Source organism: Rhizobium sp. SRI_017 (assembly GCF_057586295.1).
The window spans coordinates 29,479-46,345 of the sequence record NZ_JBYCZP010000008.1; the positions used below are offsets into that span (position 1 = coordinate 29,479).

14 protein-coding genes and 2 pseudogenes are annotated in these 16,867 nt (G+C 56.9%); 10 read left to right on the forward strand and 6 right to left on the reverse strand.

Annotated elements, in window-relative coordinates:
• The first annotated feature begins 17 nt into the window (after positions 1-17).
• The 3 genes from AC2YI2_RS18070 to AC2YI2_RS18080 all read left to right on the forward strand — a co-directional run bounded on the left by AC2YI2_RS18070 (position 18) and on the right by AC2YI2_RS18080 (position 3,197).
• Positions 18-749, forward strand: a complete 732-nt coding sequence (locus AC2YI2_RS18070; RefSeq protein WP_487387889.1) for a GntR family transcriptional regulator — start codon at positions 18-20, stop codon at positions 747-749.
• Positions 750-1,335: 586 nt separating this feature from the next.
• Positions 1,336-2,328 (forward strand): sensor histidine kinase, encoded by a 993-nt coding sequence (locus AC2YI2_RS18075; RefSeq protein WP_487387890.1) that lies wholly within the window; start codon positions 1,336-1,338, stop codon positions 2,326-2,328.
• Positions 2,329-2,834: 506 nt separating this feature from the next.
• Positions 2,835-3,197 (forward strand): DUF982 domain-containing protein, encoded by a 363-nt coding sequence (locus AC2YI2_RS18080; RefSeq protein ID WP_487387891.1) that lies wholly within the window; start codon positions 2,835-2,837, stop codon positions 3,195-3,197.
• 361 nt (positions 3,198-3,558) lie between these two features.
• Here the strand turns inward: AC2YI2_RS18080 and AC2YI2_RS18085 are convergent, their stop codons facing one another.
• Entirely contained in the window at positions 3,559-3,954 is a 396-nt protein-coding gene (locus AC2YI2_RS18085; protein WP_487388154.1) for a DUF983 domain-containing protein, read from the reverse strand.
• Between the two features lie 548 nt (positions 3,955-4,502).
• On the opposite strand from AC2YI2_RS18085, the pseudogene tnpC reads away from it, so the two are divergent.
• Positions 4,503-5,274 (forward strand): annotated as a pseudogene (gene tnpC / locus AC2YI2_RS18090) (IS66 family transposase); the annotation flags it as partial.
• The gene (locus AC2YI2_RS18095) at positions 5,271-5,489 is read left to right on the forward strand and encodes a hypothetical protein (RefSeq protein ID WP_487387892.1); all 219 of its coding nucleotides are present in this window, start codon (positions 5,271-5,273) and stop codon (positions 5,487-5,489) included. The pseudogene tnpC and the gene AC2YI2_RS18095, both read left to right, overlap by 4 nt.
• Before the next feature lie 365 nt (positions 5,490-5,854).
• On the opposite strand, the gene AC2YI2_RS18100 is transcribed toward AC2YI2_RS18095, so the two are convergent.
• The gene (locus tag AC2YI2_RS18100; protein ID WP_487387893.1) at positions 5,855-7,162 is read right to left on the reverse strand and encodes a TadE/TadG family type IV pilus assembly protein; all 1,308 of its coding nucleotides are present in this window, start codon (positions 7,160-7,162) and stop codon (positions 5,855-5,857) included.
• A gap of 497 nt (positions 7,163-7,659) precedes the next feature.
• Between AC2YI2_RS18100 and AC2YI2_RS18105 the strand changes: the two genes are divergently transcribed.
• Both AC2YI2_RS18105 and AC2YI2_RS18110 read left to right on the forward strand, forming a co-directional pair.
• Positions 7,660-7,722 (forward strand): KGG domain-containing protein, encoded by a 63-nt coding sequence (locus AC2YI2_RS18105; RefSeq protein ID WP_487388155.1) that lies wholly within the window; start codon positions 7,660-7,662, stop codon positions 7,720-7,722.
• Positions 7,723-8,091: 369 nt separating this feature from the next.
• Positions 8,092-8,784, forward strand: a complete 693-nt coding sequence (locus AC2YI2_RS18110; protein WP_487387894.1) for a DUF72 domain-containing protein — start codon at positions 8,092-8,094, stop codon at positions 8,782-8,784.
• A gap of 222 nt (positions 8,785-9,006) precedes the next feature.
• On the opposite strand, the gene AC2YI2_RS18115 is transcribed toward AC2YI2_RS18110, so the two are convergent.
• The 3 genes from AC2YI2_RS18115 to AC2YI2_RS18125 form a co-directional block, all read right to left on the reverse strand.
• The gene (locus AC2YI2_RS18115; RefSeq protein ID WP_487387895.1) at positions 9,007-10,932 is read right to left on the reverse strand and encodes an ATP-binding cassette domain-containing protein; all 1,926 of its coding nucleotides are present in this window, start codon (positions 10,930-10,932) and stop codon (positions 9,007-9,009) included.
• A gap of 534 nt (positions 10,933-11,466) precedes the next feature.
• The gene (locus AC2YI2_RS18120) at positions 11,467-13,191 is read right to left on the reverse strand and encodes a glucan ABC transporter ATP-binding protein/ permease (RefSeq protein ID WP_487387896.1); all 1,725 of its coding nucleotides are present in this window, start codon (positions 13,189-13,191) and stop codon (positions 11,467-11,469) included.
• 346 nt (positions 13,192-13,537) lie between these two features.
• On the reverse strand, positions 13,538-13,759 hold the full coding sequence (locus tag AC2YI2_RS18125; RefSeq protein ID WP_487387897.1) for a hypothetical protein: 222 nt from the start codon (positions 13,757-13,759) through the stop codon (positions 13,538-13,540).
• A gap of 95 nt (positions 13,760-13,854) precedes the next feature.
• Here AC2YI2_RS18125 and AC2YI2_RS18130 point away from each other — a divergent pair, with 95 nt between their 5' ends.
• From AC2YI2_RS18130 to AC2YI2_RS18140, 3 genes and pseudogenes are all read left to right on the forward strand, one after another.
• Entirely contained in the window at positions 13,855-14,061 is a 207-nt protein-coding gene (locus tag AC2YI2_RS18130; RefSeq protein WP_487388156.1) for a helix-turn-helix domain-containing protein, read from the forward strand.
• 748 nt (positions 14,062-14,809) lie between these two features.
• Positions 14,810-15,034 (forward strand): hypothetical protein, encoded by a 225-nt coding sequence (locus AC2YI2_RS18135; RefSeq protein ID WP_487387898.1) that lies wholly within the window; start codon positions 14,810-14,812, stop codon positions 15,032-15,034.
• 462 nt (positions 15,035-15,496) lie between these two features.
• Positions 15,497-15,883: pseudogene (locus AC2YI2_RS18140) on the forward strand (transposase); the annotation flags it as partial.
• A 331-nt stretch (positions 15,884-16,214) separates the two neighbouring features.
• On the opposite strand, the gene AC2YI2_RS18145 reads toward AC2YI2_RS18140, so the two are convergent.
• Positions 16,215-16,856, reverse strand: a complete 642-nt coding sequence (locus tag AC2YI2_RS18145) for a multiheme c-type cytochrome (protein ID WP_487387899.1) — start codon at positions 16,854-16,856, stop codon at positions 16,215-16,217.
• Positions 16,857-16,867 lie beyond the last annotated feature (11 nt).

A 16,867-nucleotide genomic window follows, 5' to 3' on the forward strand; every position in this document is an offset into this window, starting at 1 on the left:
TTGAGAGGATTACAGCCTTGGACGAGCCCCTGCGTGACAAACAGACCCTTGTGATCAAGCTGCGCGACCGGATCCTGGACCTCATCCGCAACACCAGCCTCAAACCTGGTGACAAGCTACCCACTGAAGCCGAACTTACGCAGCGCTTCAAGATTTCTCGTCCGGTTGTCCGCGAGGCACTGAAACTCCTTGAGCAGGATAACCTGATCTATGCCGAGCACGGTAAAGGCCGCTTCGTTTCACCGATGTCCGCCGTGCAGGTCGACCGTCCGATCACGATCTTCGAGAGCGTGACCGACATGGCCCGGCAATGCGGTTATGAGATGGTCAACAAGGTGCTTTCCATCGCCGAGGAAGCGCCCGACGATCTGGTTGCCGCCCAATTGCAAATGAGGCCCACGGACCGCGTAATCCGCATCGAGCGCCTGCGGCTCCAACGCGACGAGCCGATCATGTACTGCGTCGACTACGTGCCGCGCAGCCTCATTTCCGCCCGTCTTTACGATATTGACTGGAGCGGTTCGCTGCTTTCGCTGCTTGAGGAACACAAGAATAAGCCTCGCATGTCTGCGGCGAGCGTATCCGCAGTTATGCTGCCGAACGACGTCGTCGAGCGCAACGATCTAAGGGATTTCGGCCCGGCTCTCCTGATTACTGAGACGTGCTTCAATGCCGCCGGCATACCGGTGGTCTATGCGATTGATTATCACCGCGGCAGCCATTTTTCGTTCAGCCTCGCGAGAAAATAAGCATCAACGGAAGTGCCCACTTTCTCGTTGCGTAGCTGGCGGACAGTCGGCTCAAGGCCCTGGAACAGCCTGGCCGCAATGCGCCCTCATGCGGCCGTTCTGCCTTTGAGGGCCCTTCGCGAAAGCAGCCATACATCGAACCGTACCTGACGACACCGATGAGGCGTATGCAGTCGTGCGCGTAATATGCGAGGATCGGCTGCTCGCGGGCTCGTAGTTCGATAGCAGCGCATCAACAGATGCCCACATTGCACCTGCGCGATCTGAGCCTGGGCACGTTGAGAGAGGATTTCCGCGGTCAATATCGTTCCGGCCGTCGCAACCACTACGCAGAGCCCAAGCCAGATAAGTACTATCTTGGCTCCTTTGGACACCTCAGGACAAGATGCGCTTGGGGTAGCCACGCACAATGTTTGATGTGTCTCCGACATGACATTCTACCTTCCTCTGTTCGCAATTGCTTCATATTAGCAACGACTGAATGAAGCGGGTTAGGAGACAAATCGATTTTCATACATCGCTAGCAGCTCCAAGTCCTCAACGGCGAGCCACGGGAACTCCTTGCTCAGCACGGCGTCTCCATGGAATGGAAAATCTTTTGCTGGCTATATTACCACGGCGGCAGACCTCGATTTTGGTAAGGTACGGCATCACCACCGCGATCGTGTGTTGCGCCGGGCTGCTGAGGCTCGCACTTGACGAGTCGCTTCGTGGCTATCCGCTCCTGCATTTCGTCCCGGCTGTGTTCTTGTCAGCACTGCTCTTTGACCGCGGATCAGGGTTCTTTGCAACGGGGTTAAGCGCGGCTATTGCCGCTGGATACTTCATCGAGCCGCGCGGCAGTGAGCTGGTGGAAGCACGTCATTGGTTCCCGATTTTCATATTCGTGTTGGTCGGCTTCACCATCGCCGCCGTCACCGAGGCTTTGCGCAAAGCGGTCCGCAAACTGGAGCGCTTGGAGAGCGCTAGGGCAGTCCAACTTGAGGAACTTGGGCATCGCATCAAAAACGACCTTGCGACGGTTGGTTCGCTTCTCAGACTCCAGGCGCGTTCGGTGAGTGATGGCGCTGCAAAGGATGCGCTTGAGTCTGCGACCGTACGCTTGAACGTGATTGCTCAGGTTCATCAGCGACTACGTCAAACCGAAGACGACCTGGCCACCGTCGAGATAGCCACCTATCTGGAGGACCTAGCCCGCGGTCTGGGGGACCTGTTGCGCGACATCAGGCCAATCGCCCTGCGCGTCTCTTGCGATCCGATTCTCCTGCCATCCAATCAAGCGGTGTCCGTGGGGCTCATCGTCAATGAACTCGCTACAAACGCGTTCAAGTACGCTTTTCCCCACGGAGAAGGAGGCACGGTCGACATCGTGTTGCGCGGCGATGCGGATAACCTCCTGATCGTGGTCGAAGACAACGGTGTGGGATGCCCTCCCACTGTCGGCGAAGGTGTCGGGTCACGTCTAATCAAACTGATGGCCGCTCAGTTCAACGGATCGGTTTCAAGAGAACCTGCAGCACAAGGATGCCGAACTGAGGTCCGGCTAAACTTGCGTAGCTTGAAGGAAGCCAACTTCTAAACCGGATCGATCGAGCGCAGTTCGGGAAGGACGAGACGTAGCCATACGGCGCAGACCTTGCAAGATTTCAGGGACACGATGGACAAAGCGCGGTTTTCCTGGAGTAAGGCCTCCCTCGCGCATTTCCGACGTTGGTCGCGCCTCTTTCCCTTCTGTTGCTTCGACGCCTCCAAGTCTCAAATATGTTTCAACACGTTGCCATACCAAGCTGGCGAATTCCACAACATCAATCATCCGAAAGTTGTTCTCTCTAAACTTCGTGTCAGAAACGGTATGAGTTTTGGCTTGCCTTAATTCCACTCCAGGTTCGCACCCTTATGAAGTGTCCGATCTATTGTTGCATGTTCTACGAATTTCGGAACTAAATCGATCGCACACCGTTTGTACGACTGGCCGCAGGCTGGGGGAGTTCATGGCGTGGCAAAGCTCGACGTGGTCGGTCGTTCGCACATCGCATTCGCGGAAGCCGAACGTAACTCTTGTAAGCGTGATCTGGGAGGAGCTGATTGAACATTCATCCTGACAATCAGCTGCGACTGTCAACAGATTCTATCGGCACGTTTGATTTAGCGGTCGCGCTTCTCATCGATCGCGAGTGGACTTTTGTTGACAATGCGTTTGACGCGCTCAAATGCCTCCGACACCATTTTCCCGACATCCATGCGCCGAGTTTTGTTCGCGCAGTAGCCACATGTGACGCATGTCTGTCAGGCGACCTGGTCGGCGATTCAGCAAGAGCGGCGGTGGTTGTGGCAGCCATGGAAGCCGGATTCCGCTTTGAGGTTATCAGTGACCCGATGCAGGCATGGGAACGCCGAATTGACCTCGAAGCCGAAGCGGGACTCCGCGCAATCTTTTCGGAGAACTAATGAAAGGTGATCTGAAACTCGAACTCGCGCTGAGGGCGGCCTCCATCGGCATATGGGATTGGGAACTTCGAACCAATACATTCGAATATTCGGACAGGGCACGGGCAATCTTCGGCTTCGGGCCTACCGAAGAGATAACCTATGGGATGGTGCGCGATGTTACCCATCCTGACGATCTACCTCACACCTCCGCGCAGGCCAAACGAGCCATAGACCCCGCCCTTCGGGAGGGGAGACATCGAGACTCTTAATATGATCGAAAGAGATTGCCTCGTCGGGCGCTAAACATTACCGGGCTATAAGAATGGTGCAGATAATGAGCCCGCAGAACTCAGGCTCGTCAGGGGCCAGCTGGCCGACATTAGGCGTGGCCGCCAAACCCATGCATACGGCTGGCCCACTGGAATCCAATCACGCCGCCTTTGATTGGTTGGATCGTGCCCAGTGCCAGGATGACAGTCATGGGCGTCCATATGGCGAGATGAACCCAGTTCGACCAGGCGACCAATTGGTCTGTAGCCATGAAGCCGCCCACTGCGATGTGGCCGACGATCACTATGGATAGATAGGCGGGAAGGTCGTCGGCTCGGTGATGGGTGTAATCCTCACCGCAGACGGCACATTTGTCGACGGGCTTGAGAAACGCCCGAAACAGTTTTCCTTCGCCGCACCTCGGACACCTGCAAAGGAAGCCACGTTTGATGGCAGTTCTCATGTCTCGCTTCCCGTCCTGATAGACATCGCTCATTTTCTTGATCCTCTCTTGGGCCAACGGTATTTCGGTGTAGATCGTTCCCCGGGAAATTCAGAGGTTCGTCATACATTGAGAAATCCGCAGATGAGAGGGCCACCGCCCCAGCAGGAGTTTGCCAAGGAAGTCACCTCCTCGAAAACTAGGACGCCGCTCGCGAGTTCTACGGACGGGCGTGGCTTGATCTGAAGCCCAGACGACATGCGCGGCGGGCATGCGCTTTATCAAGTTCCTGTTTTTCCTGATAAAGCGGTAGACAGGTGCTTTAACGTATAGCTAACCAAATGAGATCTCCTGATATGAGCAGGCGCATTGAAGCCAGCGCTGTTCACATACTCGGGACACTCATGAAAACATACCTATCATCGGCAAGTTCTTGGTCATCATGGCCACATTCGGGATTTTTTCGATCGCAGTCGCTCTGTACGCGGGCTATCAAATCTCAACGATCGACCAAACTTACAGCAACCTTATCGCCGGCCCAAGCGCAGCGGCGACCAATGCTGTGCGGGCCAACCGTTCACTACAAGCTTCCCGCGCCGCGATGGGTGAGCTGGGCCTATGCTCGTGACGACAGCCATGGCAGGGAGCCGATCCGCCCGGCGTCGTCCATGTCTATGCGCCTGACCGCAAGGGCGAACGGCCGATGGCCCATCTCAGCGGCTTCGTCGGTGTGCTACAGGTAGATGGATATTCCGGCTATCGCGCGATCGCCGCTGGCAACAGTGTGTCTTTGGCACTCTGCTGGAGCCATGTGCGCAGGCGGTTCTATGAGCTCGCCGCCGCGGGCCTGCGCCTATTGCCAGCGAAGCGCTCAGGCGCACCGCTGAACTCTACAGGATCGAAGACGACATCCGCGGTGGAACCCACGAGGAGCGCCGCACTGTGCGGCAGGGAAAGAGCCGACCGATCGCCGATAGCCTTGCACCATGGCTGACCGAGCAACTCACCCTTATCAGCCAGAAGACCAAGGTTGCCGAAGCCATCCGCTACACGCTGTCGCGCTGGGATGGATTGACCCGCTTCATCCACGACGGCCGCATCGAAATCGACTCCAATACCGTCGAGCGTTCCATCAGGCCGATCGCTCTGAATCGGAAGAACGCACTCTTCGCGGGTTCCGATGCGGGTGCTGAACATTGGGCGACCATCGCCTCGCTCATCGAAACGGCCAAGCTCAACGACGTTGAACCAATGGCCTATCTGGCAGATGTCATCACCAGGATTGTCAGCGGCCATCCGAACAGCGAGATCGACGAGCTGTTGCCGTGGTCCTACCGCCCGGATAAAAGGGCTTGGGTACGTCCAAGAGAAGGTATCTCATGACTGAGAAAAGCACCATTTGGGAACAGGATGGAATTGATTCCGGCTGGTTCTTCGCCAAGGACATTGGATCGGTTCGCAGCAACGCCAGCTACCGCCCCGGCGGATGGTGGTTCTTGGCGAAATGGTTGCCCGATACCGAAGAGCATGATATCGGGCCATTCAAAACCAAAGCCGTGGCGATGGCTGAAGCGGAGCGCCTTGCTGCCCTGCGGTGACCAGGGAATCGGTCAAGCCCTGAACACCGTGCTGTCAGAACAGCGCTTACGTTGAACCAGTGCCGGCGGCCATTGAGAAATCCCTTTGTAGACGCGAAGCGCACCACGAATAGTCACCCCGCAGTGACGCCGTCTAGCCGGTGTGGACTTCCACTGAGCATTGATGGCCGGCGCTGGAATCATCAGCGCCGGCCATGCCCCCAGCCCGACAGTCGAAACGAAGGTCAATTTATCAACCGACCCTCACCGCAACTCAGAACCGACGCCACGGGCTGCTGAATTCGTTATGTTCCGGATTTGTGGCTAACTATGCGATGCCGCGTGCCCCCTCGATATTTGTCAGCGTCAGCGTCAGCGTAGTGGCTTCACTGCGTTATTCTCACCATCGCGAGATACTGCTCGAAGAGCGATGAAAGACCGTCCTCAATTTCATCGGGATCCGAGGCTGAGAGGAAAAGGTCTGGTTTGGACGCGCACGCCTTTAGGGCCAGCGGAATAAAGTCGCGTCGATCGATGTTCTTGTCCTTCCCGGACGGCATCTCGCCTTTCCAGACGCTCGTGTAATCGCTGGATTTCATCGTTTCGCCGACCGTGCGCTCATAGCCCCAGTCACCTTTAATGGGAAGGTATTCGGTGTAGAGGACGCCGATCTCTGCGCCTGCTTTCTTGACATCGTCACACCAGTCCGGATTGAGCGGTGTGACTCGGTCAGGGTCATTATGCACCCAGTCGCGGGCCGATTGGACACCGTCGGTCAACAGAAGAACCAATTTCAGGGGTTTGAGCGTAGAACTGCCATCGCCCGCCGGTCCAACGAATGTGGCTAACTGCGGGAGTGCGACATGAAAGTAAGTGCTAGAAAAGGAGGTGGCACTCGTCAGGCCCTTGACGTCATTCTTGAGAGTAAGGCGAGCTGACGAAATTGAATTGGTTGGTGCCATGACCTCGAAGGCGCTCGTTCCCATCGAATAGAAGCCAACCTTGATACGAGTTTGGTTCGGATCCTTCTCTGCAATGACATCAAGCACCTTTTCCACGGCGCTTACCGAAACGTCTGCTCTAAGCTGGATACCGATCGCTTTGGCAAGATCATAGTTGTTGGAGTAGGTCTGACCGTTATATGTATGGTTGCCTTCAGGCGTGTGGCAGGCGAAAGTGCAGCCACCCGAGTATTGCTTCAGTGCGCTCTGATCGGCCTTTGTCGCCGCCAGCATCATGGATGCCGATTTGTCCAGCATGACGTAAACGTTGAGATAGGAAGCTCCCGGAGCGGCCACCGAGGTTTTCACGCGAACATCCACCTTATTGATGTTGACGACGCGAAGAAGCGAGGTTGGCACGTTGCCGCTCGCAACCGCATTGATCGTCCGGGTGGTCTTGTCGATGTTAATGGCAGTGTCTGCGAGTGTGTAGCTCGACGTCTTCATTTCGCTTTGTGCGGCGAACCATAATTTCACTTTTTCGCGGAGCTTCTGCTCGCTGAGCGCGTTAATTTCATTCACAGCAGCGAGGACGGCGGCGTCGAGATCGACCTGCATATCCCGACGTGCGTTATAAGCCTGGACAAAATCGAAACTCACACCCACTGCAACTATCAAGGGCATGGCGACAAGGGCGAAAACCATCCCAAAGTTTCCGTTCCGATCTCGCCATAGCAACTTGAATCGCGACATGCAGCATCTCCCTACCGCTGCATTATCCGAACAATACTCTTTATAGGTGCTTAAGCGCCGGGGTTGGTACGAAACCGTTCGCAGGATAGGTTCACACTCTATTGCATCGCTACGGTTTGCAGGTCGGCGTCAACCACCTGAGCCGATCGTCGTGTGTCTGGTCGGATAGAGCTTTTCGCCAATCACGCCGCCAGAGGTTCGCAAGCCGATCGTCAGGCAACGACGCCGAAGCGACTTTGCTTCTGGCCGCGGATCGTGCCTCAAACACGGTCATGTCAACCGTGTGAAGGAATTGTCGGTTTGCCGAACCGCTCCGAGGCCGTATCCACGCACTTCGCATGCAATTCGTCGACGGTCAGCCCTCCTTGGTCGGACAATACTGACACGAGTTCAGCGCAAGCTATTTCATTTTTTTCATTGCGGTCAAACCAGTCACTCAGTGTGAGTGATCTGATCACGGTTTGAATGAAGGTGGACACCAAGGTGGTGATAGTTCCATGCGTGGCTTTGCGTCGATGGACGATGATAAGCAGAAGGAGATCGCCAGCAAGGGCAGTTAGGCGTCGGTAGCAATTCCAAAAATGGACCCGGAACGCACTTCGGACGCCGCCAAGTGGGGCGATGAGAACGCAAACGAGGGCAACTGCTGATTTCTGCAGTCGTGGCCACGGAGGTACTGGCACGATTTGAAGCGCCGAGTACCGCTCGCCCGCGAGGTGAAGGTAGTGCCGCTGCCGGTACGCTTGATGACACTGCGAAGAAACATACGAGGGCTGCGGCTACAGCGGATATGCGATTCATCTGGTGAGAACTCTGAATTACGTTCCAAAATCCAACAGGAAAGGCAGAGTGAATTATTCGTGGAACTCTGACATCGGCCCCTTCGTTCCTCTTCTGGCGCATGTTCATGGATTGCGGGAGTAGTCGGTTTGCCAATCGTCGCGACCGCAGCTTGGTCTATTCCGAGGAATGCAGCTAACCGCTTTGCAGTGGGAGGCATTGGGTTGACCCGGTATGCGTCTGTGTTCAACGGCGTGGAGATCAATTCGACCTTCTACCGTCGGCACAAGACGTCGACCTTCGCGCGTTGGGCGGAGTCCGTCCCAGATAGCTTTCGGTTCTCGGTAAAGATTCCCAAAGAGATCACCCACACCCGAGCGATGAAAGACATCGGCGACTCCTTCAACACATTCCTAGATGATATCGTATCGCTCGGAGAAAAACGCGGGCCGTTGCTGTGCCAATTACCGCCGTCGCTGGAATTCAATTATGGCGGAATGAAAACCGCATTCAACACGCTAAGAAATGCCGACCAAGGGCACATCGTCATTGAGGTCCGGCACAAGAGCTGGGCGTCAGCCGAGGCGCTTGAGTTGTTGAAGAGTTACGCGATAGACCGGGTTCTTGCGGACCCGGCGCCCGTGTGGCCAGCGGAGGATTTTTCTGATCCGCCGCGGTACGTTCGCCTGCACGGCAAGCCGAAGATCTACTACTCGAGTTACTCCGTCGAACAGATAAGAGCGTTCTCGAAACTTTTGGCGCCGGATAGCTGGTGCGTCTTCGATAATACAGCCTCCGGGGCTGCGACCGAGAACGCGCTGACGATGCTCGCAGTTCGGTGAAGCTAGGTCCAAGGGGATCAAAGCCGCGCCCTCCCTGCAGCAGCGTCTCGTTGCCAGCCGACGCATGGCCGATCGGCGCAAGACGACAGTCCGGCACTTGTCAGCAATCATCGCACGGGCGAACCTCGATGCCCATTCATAGCGGCGGTCGGCTCGCGAACGGAGTTTTCAGCGAAGCCCAGGCAAACGCCAGCGCCTCAGTCTCATAGCATCCCACTCAACTTACGTCGGTAAAGGAGCTGATTCAACAGGCCGGATTGGAACTCGAGTCAGAGGCGATTTGGTGACGATCCCATCGCCGATGGAAAGCACACTACTAAAAAACTCTTCGCTTTTGACCGACTTCGGAGTGGCGGTGCCGTGCATGACGCTTATTACCGTGACGTCTGGGCAGATATCCCTTATCGCCTCATGAAAAGCTATGACGGCTTGGTGGTCGAGGGCACTGGTTGATTCGTCCAGCAACAATAGCCCCGGCCGCATCAGCAGGATGCGCGCCAGGATAAGTTTTTGCTTTTGCCCCCCGGAGAGCAGAAGATCCCAGCTTTGGTGGGCCTTTCCTTCTGCGGCTAAGTCGATGGCAAATTCAGCGAGATCGGCTTCTGCAAGAGCTGCAATGACCTCAGTATCGGTGTAGCCTTCGGCGCGTTCCGGCAAACACACAAGTTCCTTCAGCGAAAGCGGCGGCAATTTTACGTCCTGCGCCGCATAATAGACACGCATCTCTTGGGACAGCAAAACAGTGCCGCAGCCATGCGGCCAGAGCCCGTTGATTGCCTTAAGCATAGACGATTTGCCACTGCCTGAGGCGCCGACGAGGAGCGCCCATTCACCGCGGCCGAAGTTTAGATGACCTGTTTCGATAAATGCTTCACCACCACCGGGATGCATCAGCTGCAGGTTTCTGATGGTCAGACCGAGTCGCGAGTCCTGATGTTCATAACGAAGCTCCGAGGGTCCGCTGCGCGCGTAGAAATCGCGAGGACACTGCACGTCCTCAATTGAAGTGGCAAGGCCAGTCAGACGAAGTGCGTTCGCCCGCAATTGGGCGATATCCGGCATGACATGGATGAACCAGGAAGAATCGTTGATGATTGCGTTGGCGAGTTCAGCACCGGTGACATATTCCTGAAGATTGATGCTGCCATGGATATAGGGCAGAAAACCGGGCGCATAGGCGATGATGCGTGCGCCGAGGAAACTGTAGACAAGTTCGAAGGCCATATAACTCGCGCTTAGGATGTTGAGCCCGGCCCAGGTGCGATCGATATCGACATACAGCCGCTGGTGAATTTGTCTTTGTGCGCGCTCTCCGTTCATGGCGGCCAGATGGAAACTGCGATGGAACAGCGTGGTCAACGCACGCCGGTAGCTCCCCTCAGCCCACTGCATCCTGATATTCAGGTCCTGCAGCACCGCGCCAAGTTTGACAGCCAGCAAGGTATTGAGAGGGACAAAGAGGATAACAGCCGCAATCGTGAGGCATGCGGTGCCGTAATTTCCAAGATGGTCCAGTCCGCTGACTGGCGTCGATGTTGCTACGATTTTTCCACCGACGAAGAACAGAGAAAGTATGACGCCTGCGATTCCCATCGCAAGTCCGATCGCGCCGCCGGCCATTCCTTTAATAGATTCCTGGATGCGCTGGTCGACGTTGTCAGGCGACGCAGTGGTGGCGGCTTCTACTGCTCCGTGTTGCAAATGGAAATGGGTGTGATTACGGTCAAGCAGAGCGTCGTTGAAACGTCGGTCAAGCCATGCGCGCCATTTGCGGTGCAGCGTTGCAGCGAAGAAGTGACGGAGCGCCGTGAATCCGATTTCTTTCGTGACGACGATCGCTGCCAGTGTCGCTGCCGCAGTTAGAATGGTTGCGGGTGTGGTCGGATGCGCTGGATTTTGAAGCGAGGCAATTGCGCCGACAAGTTGTCCGGATGCTTCAGCGAACCAGACGCTGGCGACCGATGAAAGGGCGGTGAGGAGGATGATGACCGCCGTCAATCCCCAGGCCTCCCATCGGCTGCTGAAACGCCAGTACGCGCACAGCAACCCGTCAAAAGTCTGCATTGATGAAACGGGGGTCGGCTTTGACCGGCCGTTTCCTTGAAGACTTTCCGGAAACAAATGCCTCTTATATGCGCCTGCCTTCATCGATTTTCCTCTGCCGGCACAACCCTCCGACAGTCAAATATCGGTCCATTGATGACGCGTATTGCGAGTTGCAAAGCGACGTGAGGCTCGATCACGCAATTCGACGTGGCTGCTCTTCACATCAAAGGTGTCCGATACCGTGCGAGCTAGCATTACGGTGAGTTAGCATTTCTTGCTATAGTCTTTTGAGCTTACCCCTGGCTGACATTGTGTACCGCCAGGAAGAGGCCGAGCCCGTCCTGAGGACGGCGCCGCCAAAATTCGTTCACAACCGCGGTGAACTTGACACTCCGTTCGACAGGGGACCCGTGTCGCGCGGGTCCGCGACACAGGGAAGCCGCTTCGACGCTCGCGACGGTTTGAAGTGCGTTGCTGACGGATTTCAGGCACAACCCGTAACATACACTTTCGTCCTGAAGGGTTGCTCTGAGGGCGCGTTCGAAAAGGAGCCCTTACGAGCTACGCAAACTCTCATGCCGCCGCAAAATCGTTGCCCGAGCGACACGCCTATGCGTCATGAAGACGTGATCTTGCTCAGGCTGCGATGCCGGAGGCTTCCAGCAGACGTGAGAATTGACCGCTGGAGCGTTGTAATGCCTGATAGCTACCACACTCAACGATCCGACCCGCATTGAGCACGAGGACAAGATCCGCGTCACGAACAGTGGACAAGCGGTGCGCGATAATGAAGGTCGTCCGGTCATATGTCATGTGATCCAGTGCCTCTTTGACCAGCGTCTCAGTCTCGACGTCGAGCGCCGAGGTCGCCTCGTCCAGGACCAGAATGGGTGCCGCTTTGAGGATGGCGCGTGCGATCGCGATGCGCTGGCGTTCGCCGCCCGACAGTCTGCCGCCGCCGTTGCCGACGGCCGCGTCATAGCCTTCCGGACGCCGGCAGATGAAGTCATGCGCGGCAGCCGCGGCGGCGGCAACCCGCACTTCATCCGGAGAAGCGTCCTCGCGTCCGAGGCGAATGTTTTGCGAGATCGATCGATTGAGCAAACCGGTGTCCTGCATGACGACTGCGACGTGATCGCGGATCGAGGCGCGCGAGACTGTGGCAATGTCGACGTCGTCGATTAGTATCAAGCCCGCAACGGGATCGTAGATGCGCTGTAGGAGGTTGACGATCGTCGTCTTGCCGGCGCCGGTCGGACCGACGATCGCTACCTTCTGGCCGGGCTCGATCACAAACGAAAGATTTCTGGCTGCCCAGGTGCCGTCGTCGTAGTGGAAAGATACGTCGCGAAACTCAACCCGGCCCCGTACTCGATGAATGGCCGGCGAATGGTCGGCCCTGCGCGCCGCCTCGGCTTCATACTGAAGGCCAATAAACTCTTCGAGCTTCGAACTCGCCTCGAACGTCTGCGCCGCGAAGGCCCTAACTTGATCCAGGCGGGCGATCATCATCGTCGCGAAGCCGATGAAGGTAACGATATCGCCCACGGAAAGTTCTCCACTGCGCACAAGTCCGAGACCTGTGATCAAGATGGCCGTCATTGAGATGGTTGCCGCCATCCGATTGAAGACCGAGGCAATGGCCCACCAGTCGAGTACAGGAAACTGCGCATCGAGAAGCGCGCCAATGTATCCGCGGAGAATATTGGACTCGATCTCGATACGGTTGAAGGCATGAAGAACCGTGACATTGTTGATGGTGTCGCTCATATGCATGAAGACATTGTGGTAATGTCGTTCCACGGCCCTCTGGCCATCCTTGGTGCGCGCCATGACCGTCTTGCCGATCCACCAATAGGCCAAACCCAAAGCGATGAGTATCAGGCCTAGCAGCAGGTTCGTCGCTAGTGCAGTTGGTATCAGGAGCATAAGCGCGACGAATGTCGCCAGATGTGAACGCATGAATTCCAGCCAGATATTGAACAGCGACTCGCAGGCACGGACCAGCGTCTGGAAGACATTTGATGAGCCGCGCCGGTTATGCCAGGCGATCGGCATCGCGACCATGTTTTCGAACGAGACTGCAAGGATTTCGGCCTGGCACTTGTGCGCGAGCCTATCAGCCCACCGAGCGGTAAGTACGGAGAATCCGGTGCTGACAACAGCAAAGGAAAGCCATAGCAAGAGCGGAGTCAGTTCATGGCCGCGCCGCGACATCGAATCGATGATGTTGCCGAACAGTATGGGCTCGAGCACTGCGCCTCCTGCAAGAAGGAGGTTGGTAAGCACGATCATGGTCAGGTGGATCTTATGGCGACCGAGGGGTCGAAGCGAATTTAGATAGATCTGCGTGAGCGGCACCGACCTAGCCTCATGCTCGATAGGAAAAGCCGCAGTGCAACGGCCCGGGAGGGCAAATGTTCCTTGTTTAGGCATGATTGAGAGACTCATGGGCGTCGAGCTGCCATTGCAGCGCCATCGACCAGGCTTTCGGCATGAATCGCGACGTTGTCGAGATGCAGAGCGCAGTTAGACTTGCTGCCCCTTGACCTTGCTTTTGCCAACACCGTTTCACTTAGACTCCTCTCGGCGACGGGAGGAAGGAGCTTAACCCGTTGACCACTACTTGGCGCCCTGACGCGACTCGAACGCGCATCATCCATTACCATTATCGGGCTAGAAGTCCCGAGGGGTACGGGGCAATAAGTTACGACGACGCGGCGATCCGTTCGCGCAGCCAAACCTCGGACAATACGAAGATCTCCATCTTTAGCTTGTCCAGGCTCTCTCTTAGCGCATCGGCTGCTGCGTAGAATTTCGGTGCGTTGATCGTGTCGCCGTCCGCCTCGAGGCCTTCAGCCGCCAGAGCTATAAGACCGGCGAAGTCGGCGAGACGGCCCGCTTGGAAAGATGCAGTCTCGAGTTCCATCGGGCCGCTTATATGGCACCTACAATCGTGCCAATTCCGCAGAACTGTTCAGCCAGGTCAGGATCGCCGTCACGATGAGCGCAATGCAGAGCAAAATGGCGCGTGCTGCGGTTGGGTGGGGCGTCAGGGACTTCGCGCGCGAGGCCGGGGTAGCGGTCGACACAATCTCAAGATTGGAGCGGGGCGAAGAAATCATGCCTCGAACACTCGCCGCCATCCGAGCTGCGCTGGAGGCCGCCGGCGTCGAGTTCATCCCGGCAAATGGTGGTGGCCCGGGCGTTCGGCTGCGGGAGTGTCCCTGACCGCGCGCTGCCGCCGGCAATGATATTTGACGAAAGCGCCGCCTGGCGCGCGTGGCGAGGTAGGCAAGGCGGGGAAGAAGCCGGCAAAATAGTGCCGGAGGAAGGTTCGGAATGGCAATTTGGCGTTAGCCGACCTGCCGCGCGATTGCAGCGTGCCCTATCGGCTGAGCATCTCATACTCATCGATTATTTCGGCGCACCGCTCAAACTCGCGCTCAAGACGTACGGGGTCCTTCGGCTTAGAAAATCCAGCGGCATAACTTGTGTATTCATCGACGACGCTGATGCAAAGGCTTACCATGATTCGCTTCCTCTCCATGCTCACATCGGACATTGCGTCGCCGTGGGATGCGGAGGCCATAACCAATAAAATCATCATAAATAGACGTAAACGCACTCATTTCGCTCCACCCGTTTGTATTTGTACAACCGTACAACTAAGGTGTCTATTTTTATGGATGTCAATAAGAATCGTGTGAATAGGGAAGGGTGGGCTTAGGGGCACCTACGCGGGTGACAACTGGCGGCAGGGCCGCGCGTTCGGCTGCGGAAGTAGCGGAACGAAGCTGCCGACGTGGACGGGCCACGCCGAGCAGCCTTCAGGTACGCTACGACTATCAACGATGATGTACCGGCCAGGTTCCGGGTAATGCGCATTACCGTACCCTTCAGCAACACCCAAAGTTTTATATATCTTAGCCGGAACTAATTTGACATATTGCAACCACATCAGTCCTCGGGGTTGAGCATGTTCGAGCATTCCGGCGTAATGAGTGGCGCAGAGTTAGAAGAAGTCCAGCGGGTTTTTGACCGGGTGCGATCGCAGTCATGGTTCCTACGCGACGAGACACGCGAGCTAGACCTTGGCTCCTACCTGCTTCACCTATATTCCTACGGCATCAGGGACGCGAACCTGCTTTACGAGACGTGCGCGCGCTCCGCTTTTGAGCGGATCAGCGCGAAGGCGGCCTAACCGACCGAACGCTTTCGTACCGTCACCATCGGACCACAATTCCTTAGATATAAGTGAAATACGAGATCGCCCGCTGCGCCAAGGTCCGCCGGCGCAGCCCTTAACGATCTCGAACAGGTGAGCGGATCCGCCCCGCTCGCGAACTGCAGCAGCGCCGCAATGGCTGCGCGCAAAGCTCCGCACCGAACTGGGAGGATCGGCCGGGGCTTTTTCTTTGTCTGGCAGGGCAGTCTCGCTGGCGCGGTTCTTGGGTCCACATCGGCCGCGGCTTTGCCGAGGGCCAAAGCAACAATCCGCCATAATAGATAGTGTAGGTTACGAGCAAAGTCGGTTTGCCGATGCCGACGGCCAGCAAATTCGCAATCGTGCTGAACCCGAGGATCCAGAAGAAAGCCTCTGCCTTGGTCGCAATGCCGACGTCGAGGAGGCGGCGGATACTGAACACAAAGCTATAGATCATACGGCGCACTCAGGCTGTCGGGCATGACCGCGCCCTTCGTCTACGACGGCGCGATGAACGGCAATGTGTTTCTTGCCTAAGTCAAACAGGTGCTGGTTCCCACGGTCGAACCAGGCGACATTGTCATCATGGACAATTTGCCTGCGCACAAGGCCGCCGGTGTCCGAGATGCCATCGAGGCGGTCGGAGCATCGCTGCTCTTCCTCCCGCCCTATAGTCCAGACTTCAACCCCATTGAAAACGCATTCGCCGAGCTCAAGGCGATGATGCGAGCAAGGGCGGAAAGAACCATTGCCGCTCTCTGGAACGCTATCGGCCTGGTGGTCGAACTCTTCACACCAGCCGAATGCGCAAACTTCTTCAGGGCAGCAGGATATGAACCGAATTAAATCGGATGCGCTCTAGCTCAACTTTGAAGCTCGTTATCGAGCCCTCGATCAACACCTCGCATTGGTGTATCGTGCATAGTCAACACCCTCAAAGGTAGGGCAAGCCGTAGCCGCGAATGGTATTAATAGCAACTATGCCCACCAATTGTTGTCGAAAAGAGTGACTGGTCTCGCCTATCGGCGATCGGTGACGGGGGCTCGCCGCGCGTCGCGCCATTACCCCTCGCGGTCGCCCAGCATGCACCGAAAGACGTGGCATCAGGACAAATGGCGCTGACAATCCTGATGCGAGCCTCTCGCCGCCAGTTCGCCGAAACTAACGGCGCGTCGGTCAGAACTTCGGACAGACGGCACCTGTCTTGGCCCAGGCCGCGAAGATCTTGCCGAATTCATCCTGCGTGCCCGGCACCGGCTCGCGCCCGTCACCCGGCTTCCAGCCCCAGCCGACCAGGTCGTCATGCGCCATGTGCTCGATGAGCTGGTCCATGGCCATGTTGCCGTTACGGGCCTTATCCTTGATCTGCTCGCAGATCTGCCGGAGCGTCTTGCCTTCCCACGCCATCTCGATCGGGGCGAGATGCCAGTTGGGATTGCCAGGAATGCTCTTCAGGGTATCGGCTTGGCCAACGACCTTGATGTTGTCAGCACCGTGGCAGGTGTTGCACTGCATGCCGAGCAGCCCCATGCCGCCATCGCCGCGGAAGACAGGCGGCTGGTGGGGATGCATCGACATACCCTGCAGCGGCCGGTCAGTGGCCGGGTGACAGTTGACGCAGCGAGGGTGCTGGATGACCTTGCCTGCCTCTTCGAACAGCGCGATCGAGCGCGCCTCCTGGTCGGCGATCGAATCGAAGGATTCGACGCTACGCAGCTTTTTGGCATTCTGAGCGATCGAGACTGTGGCGACGGGCAGGCCAGCAGCCACCGCCAGACAGAGCGCAGCGGCGCCCGTGAACAGGAGCTTGGAAATCATCGGATGTGACC

Coding starts and splice junctions, on each gene's coding strand:
- AC2YI2_RS18095 (WP_487387892.1), top strand. CDS start 5,271: ATGACTGAGAAAAGCACCATTTGGGAACAGGATGGAATTGATTCCGGC.
- AC2YI2_RS18075 (WP_487387890.1), top strand. CDS start 1,336: ATGGAAAATCTTTTGCTGGCTATATTACCACGGCGGCAGACCTCGATT.
- AC2YI2_RS18115 (WP_487387895.1), bottom strand. CDS start 10,932: ATGAAGGCAGGCGCATATAAGAGGCATTTGTTTCCGGAAAGTCTTCAA.
- AC2YI2_RS18145 (WP_487387899.1), bottom strand. CDS start 16,856: ATGATTTCCAAGCTCCTGTTCACGGGCGCCGCTGCGCTCTGTCTGGCG.
- AC2YI2_RS18130 (WP_487388156.1), top strand. CDS start 13,855: ATGGCGCGTGCTGCGGTTGGGTGGGGCGTCAGGGACTTCGCGCGCGAG.
- AC2YI2_RS18100 (WP_487387893.1), bottom strand. CDS start 7,162: ATGTCGCGATTCAAGTTGCTATGGCGAGATCGGAACGGAAACTTTGGG.
- AC2YI2_RS18125 (WP_487387897.1), bottom strand. CDS start 13,759: ATGGAACTCGAGACTGCATCTTTCCAAGCGGGCCGTCTCGCCGACTTC.
- AC2YI2_RS18135 (WP_487387898.1), top strand. CDS start 14,810: ATGTTCGAGCATTCCGGCGTAATGAGTGGCGCAGAGTTAGAAGAAGTC.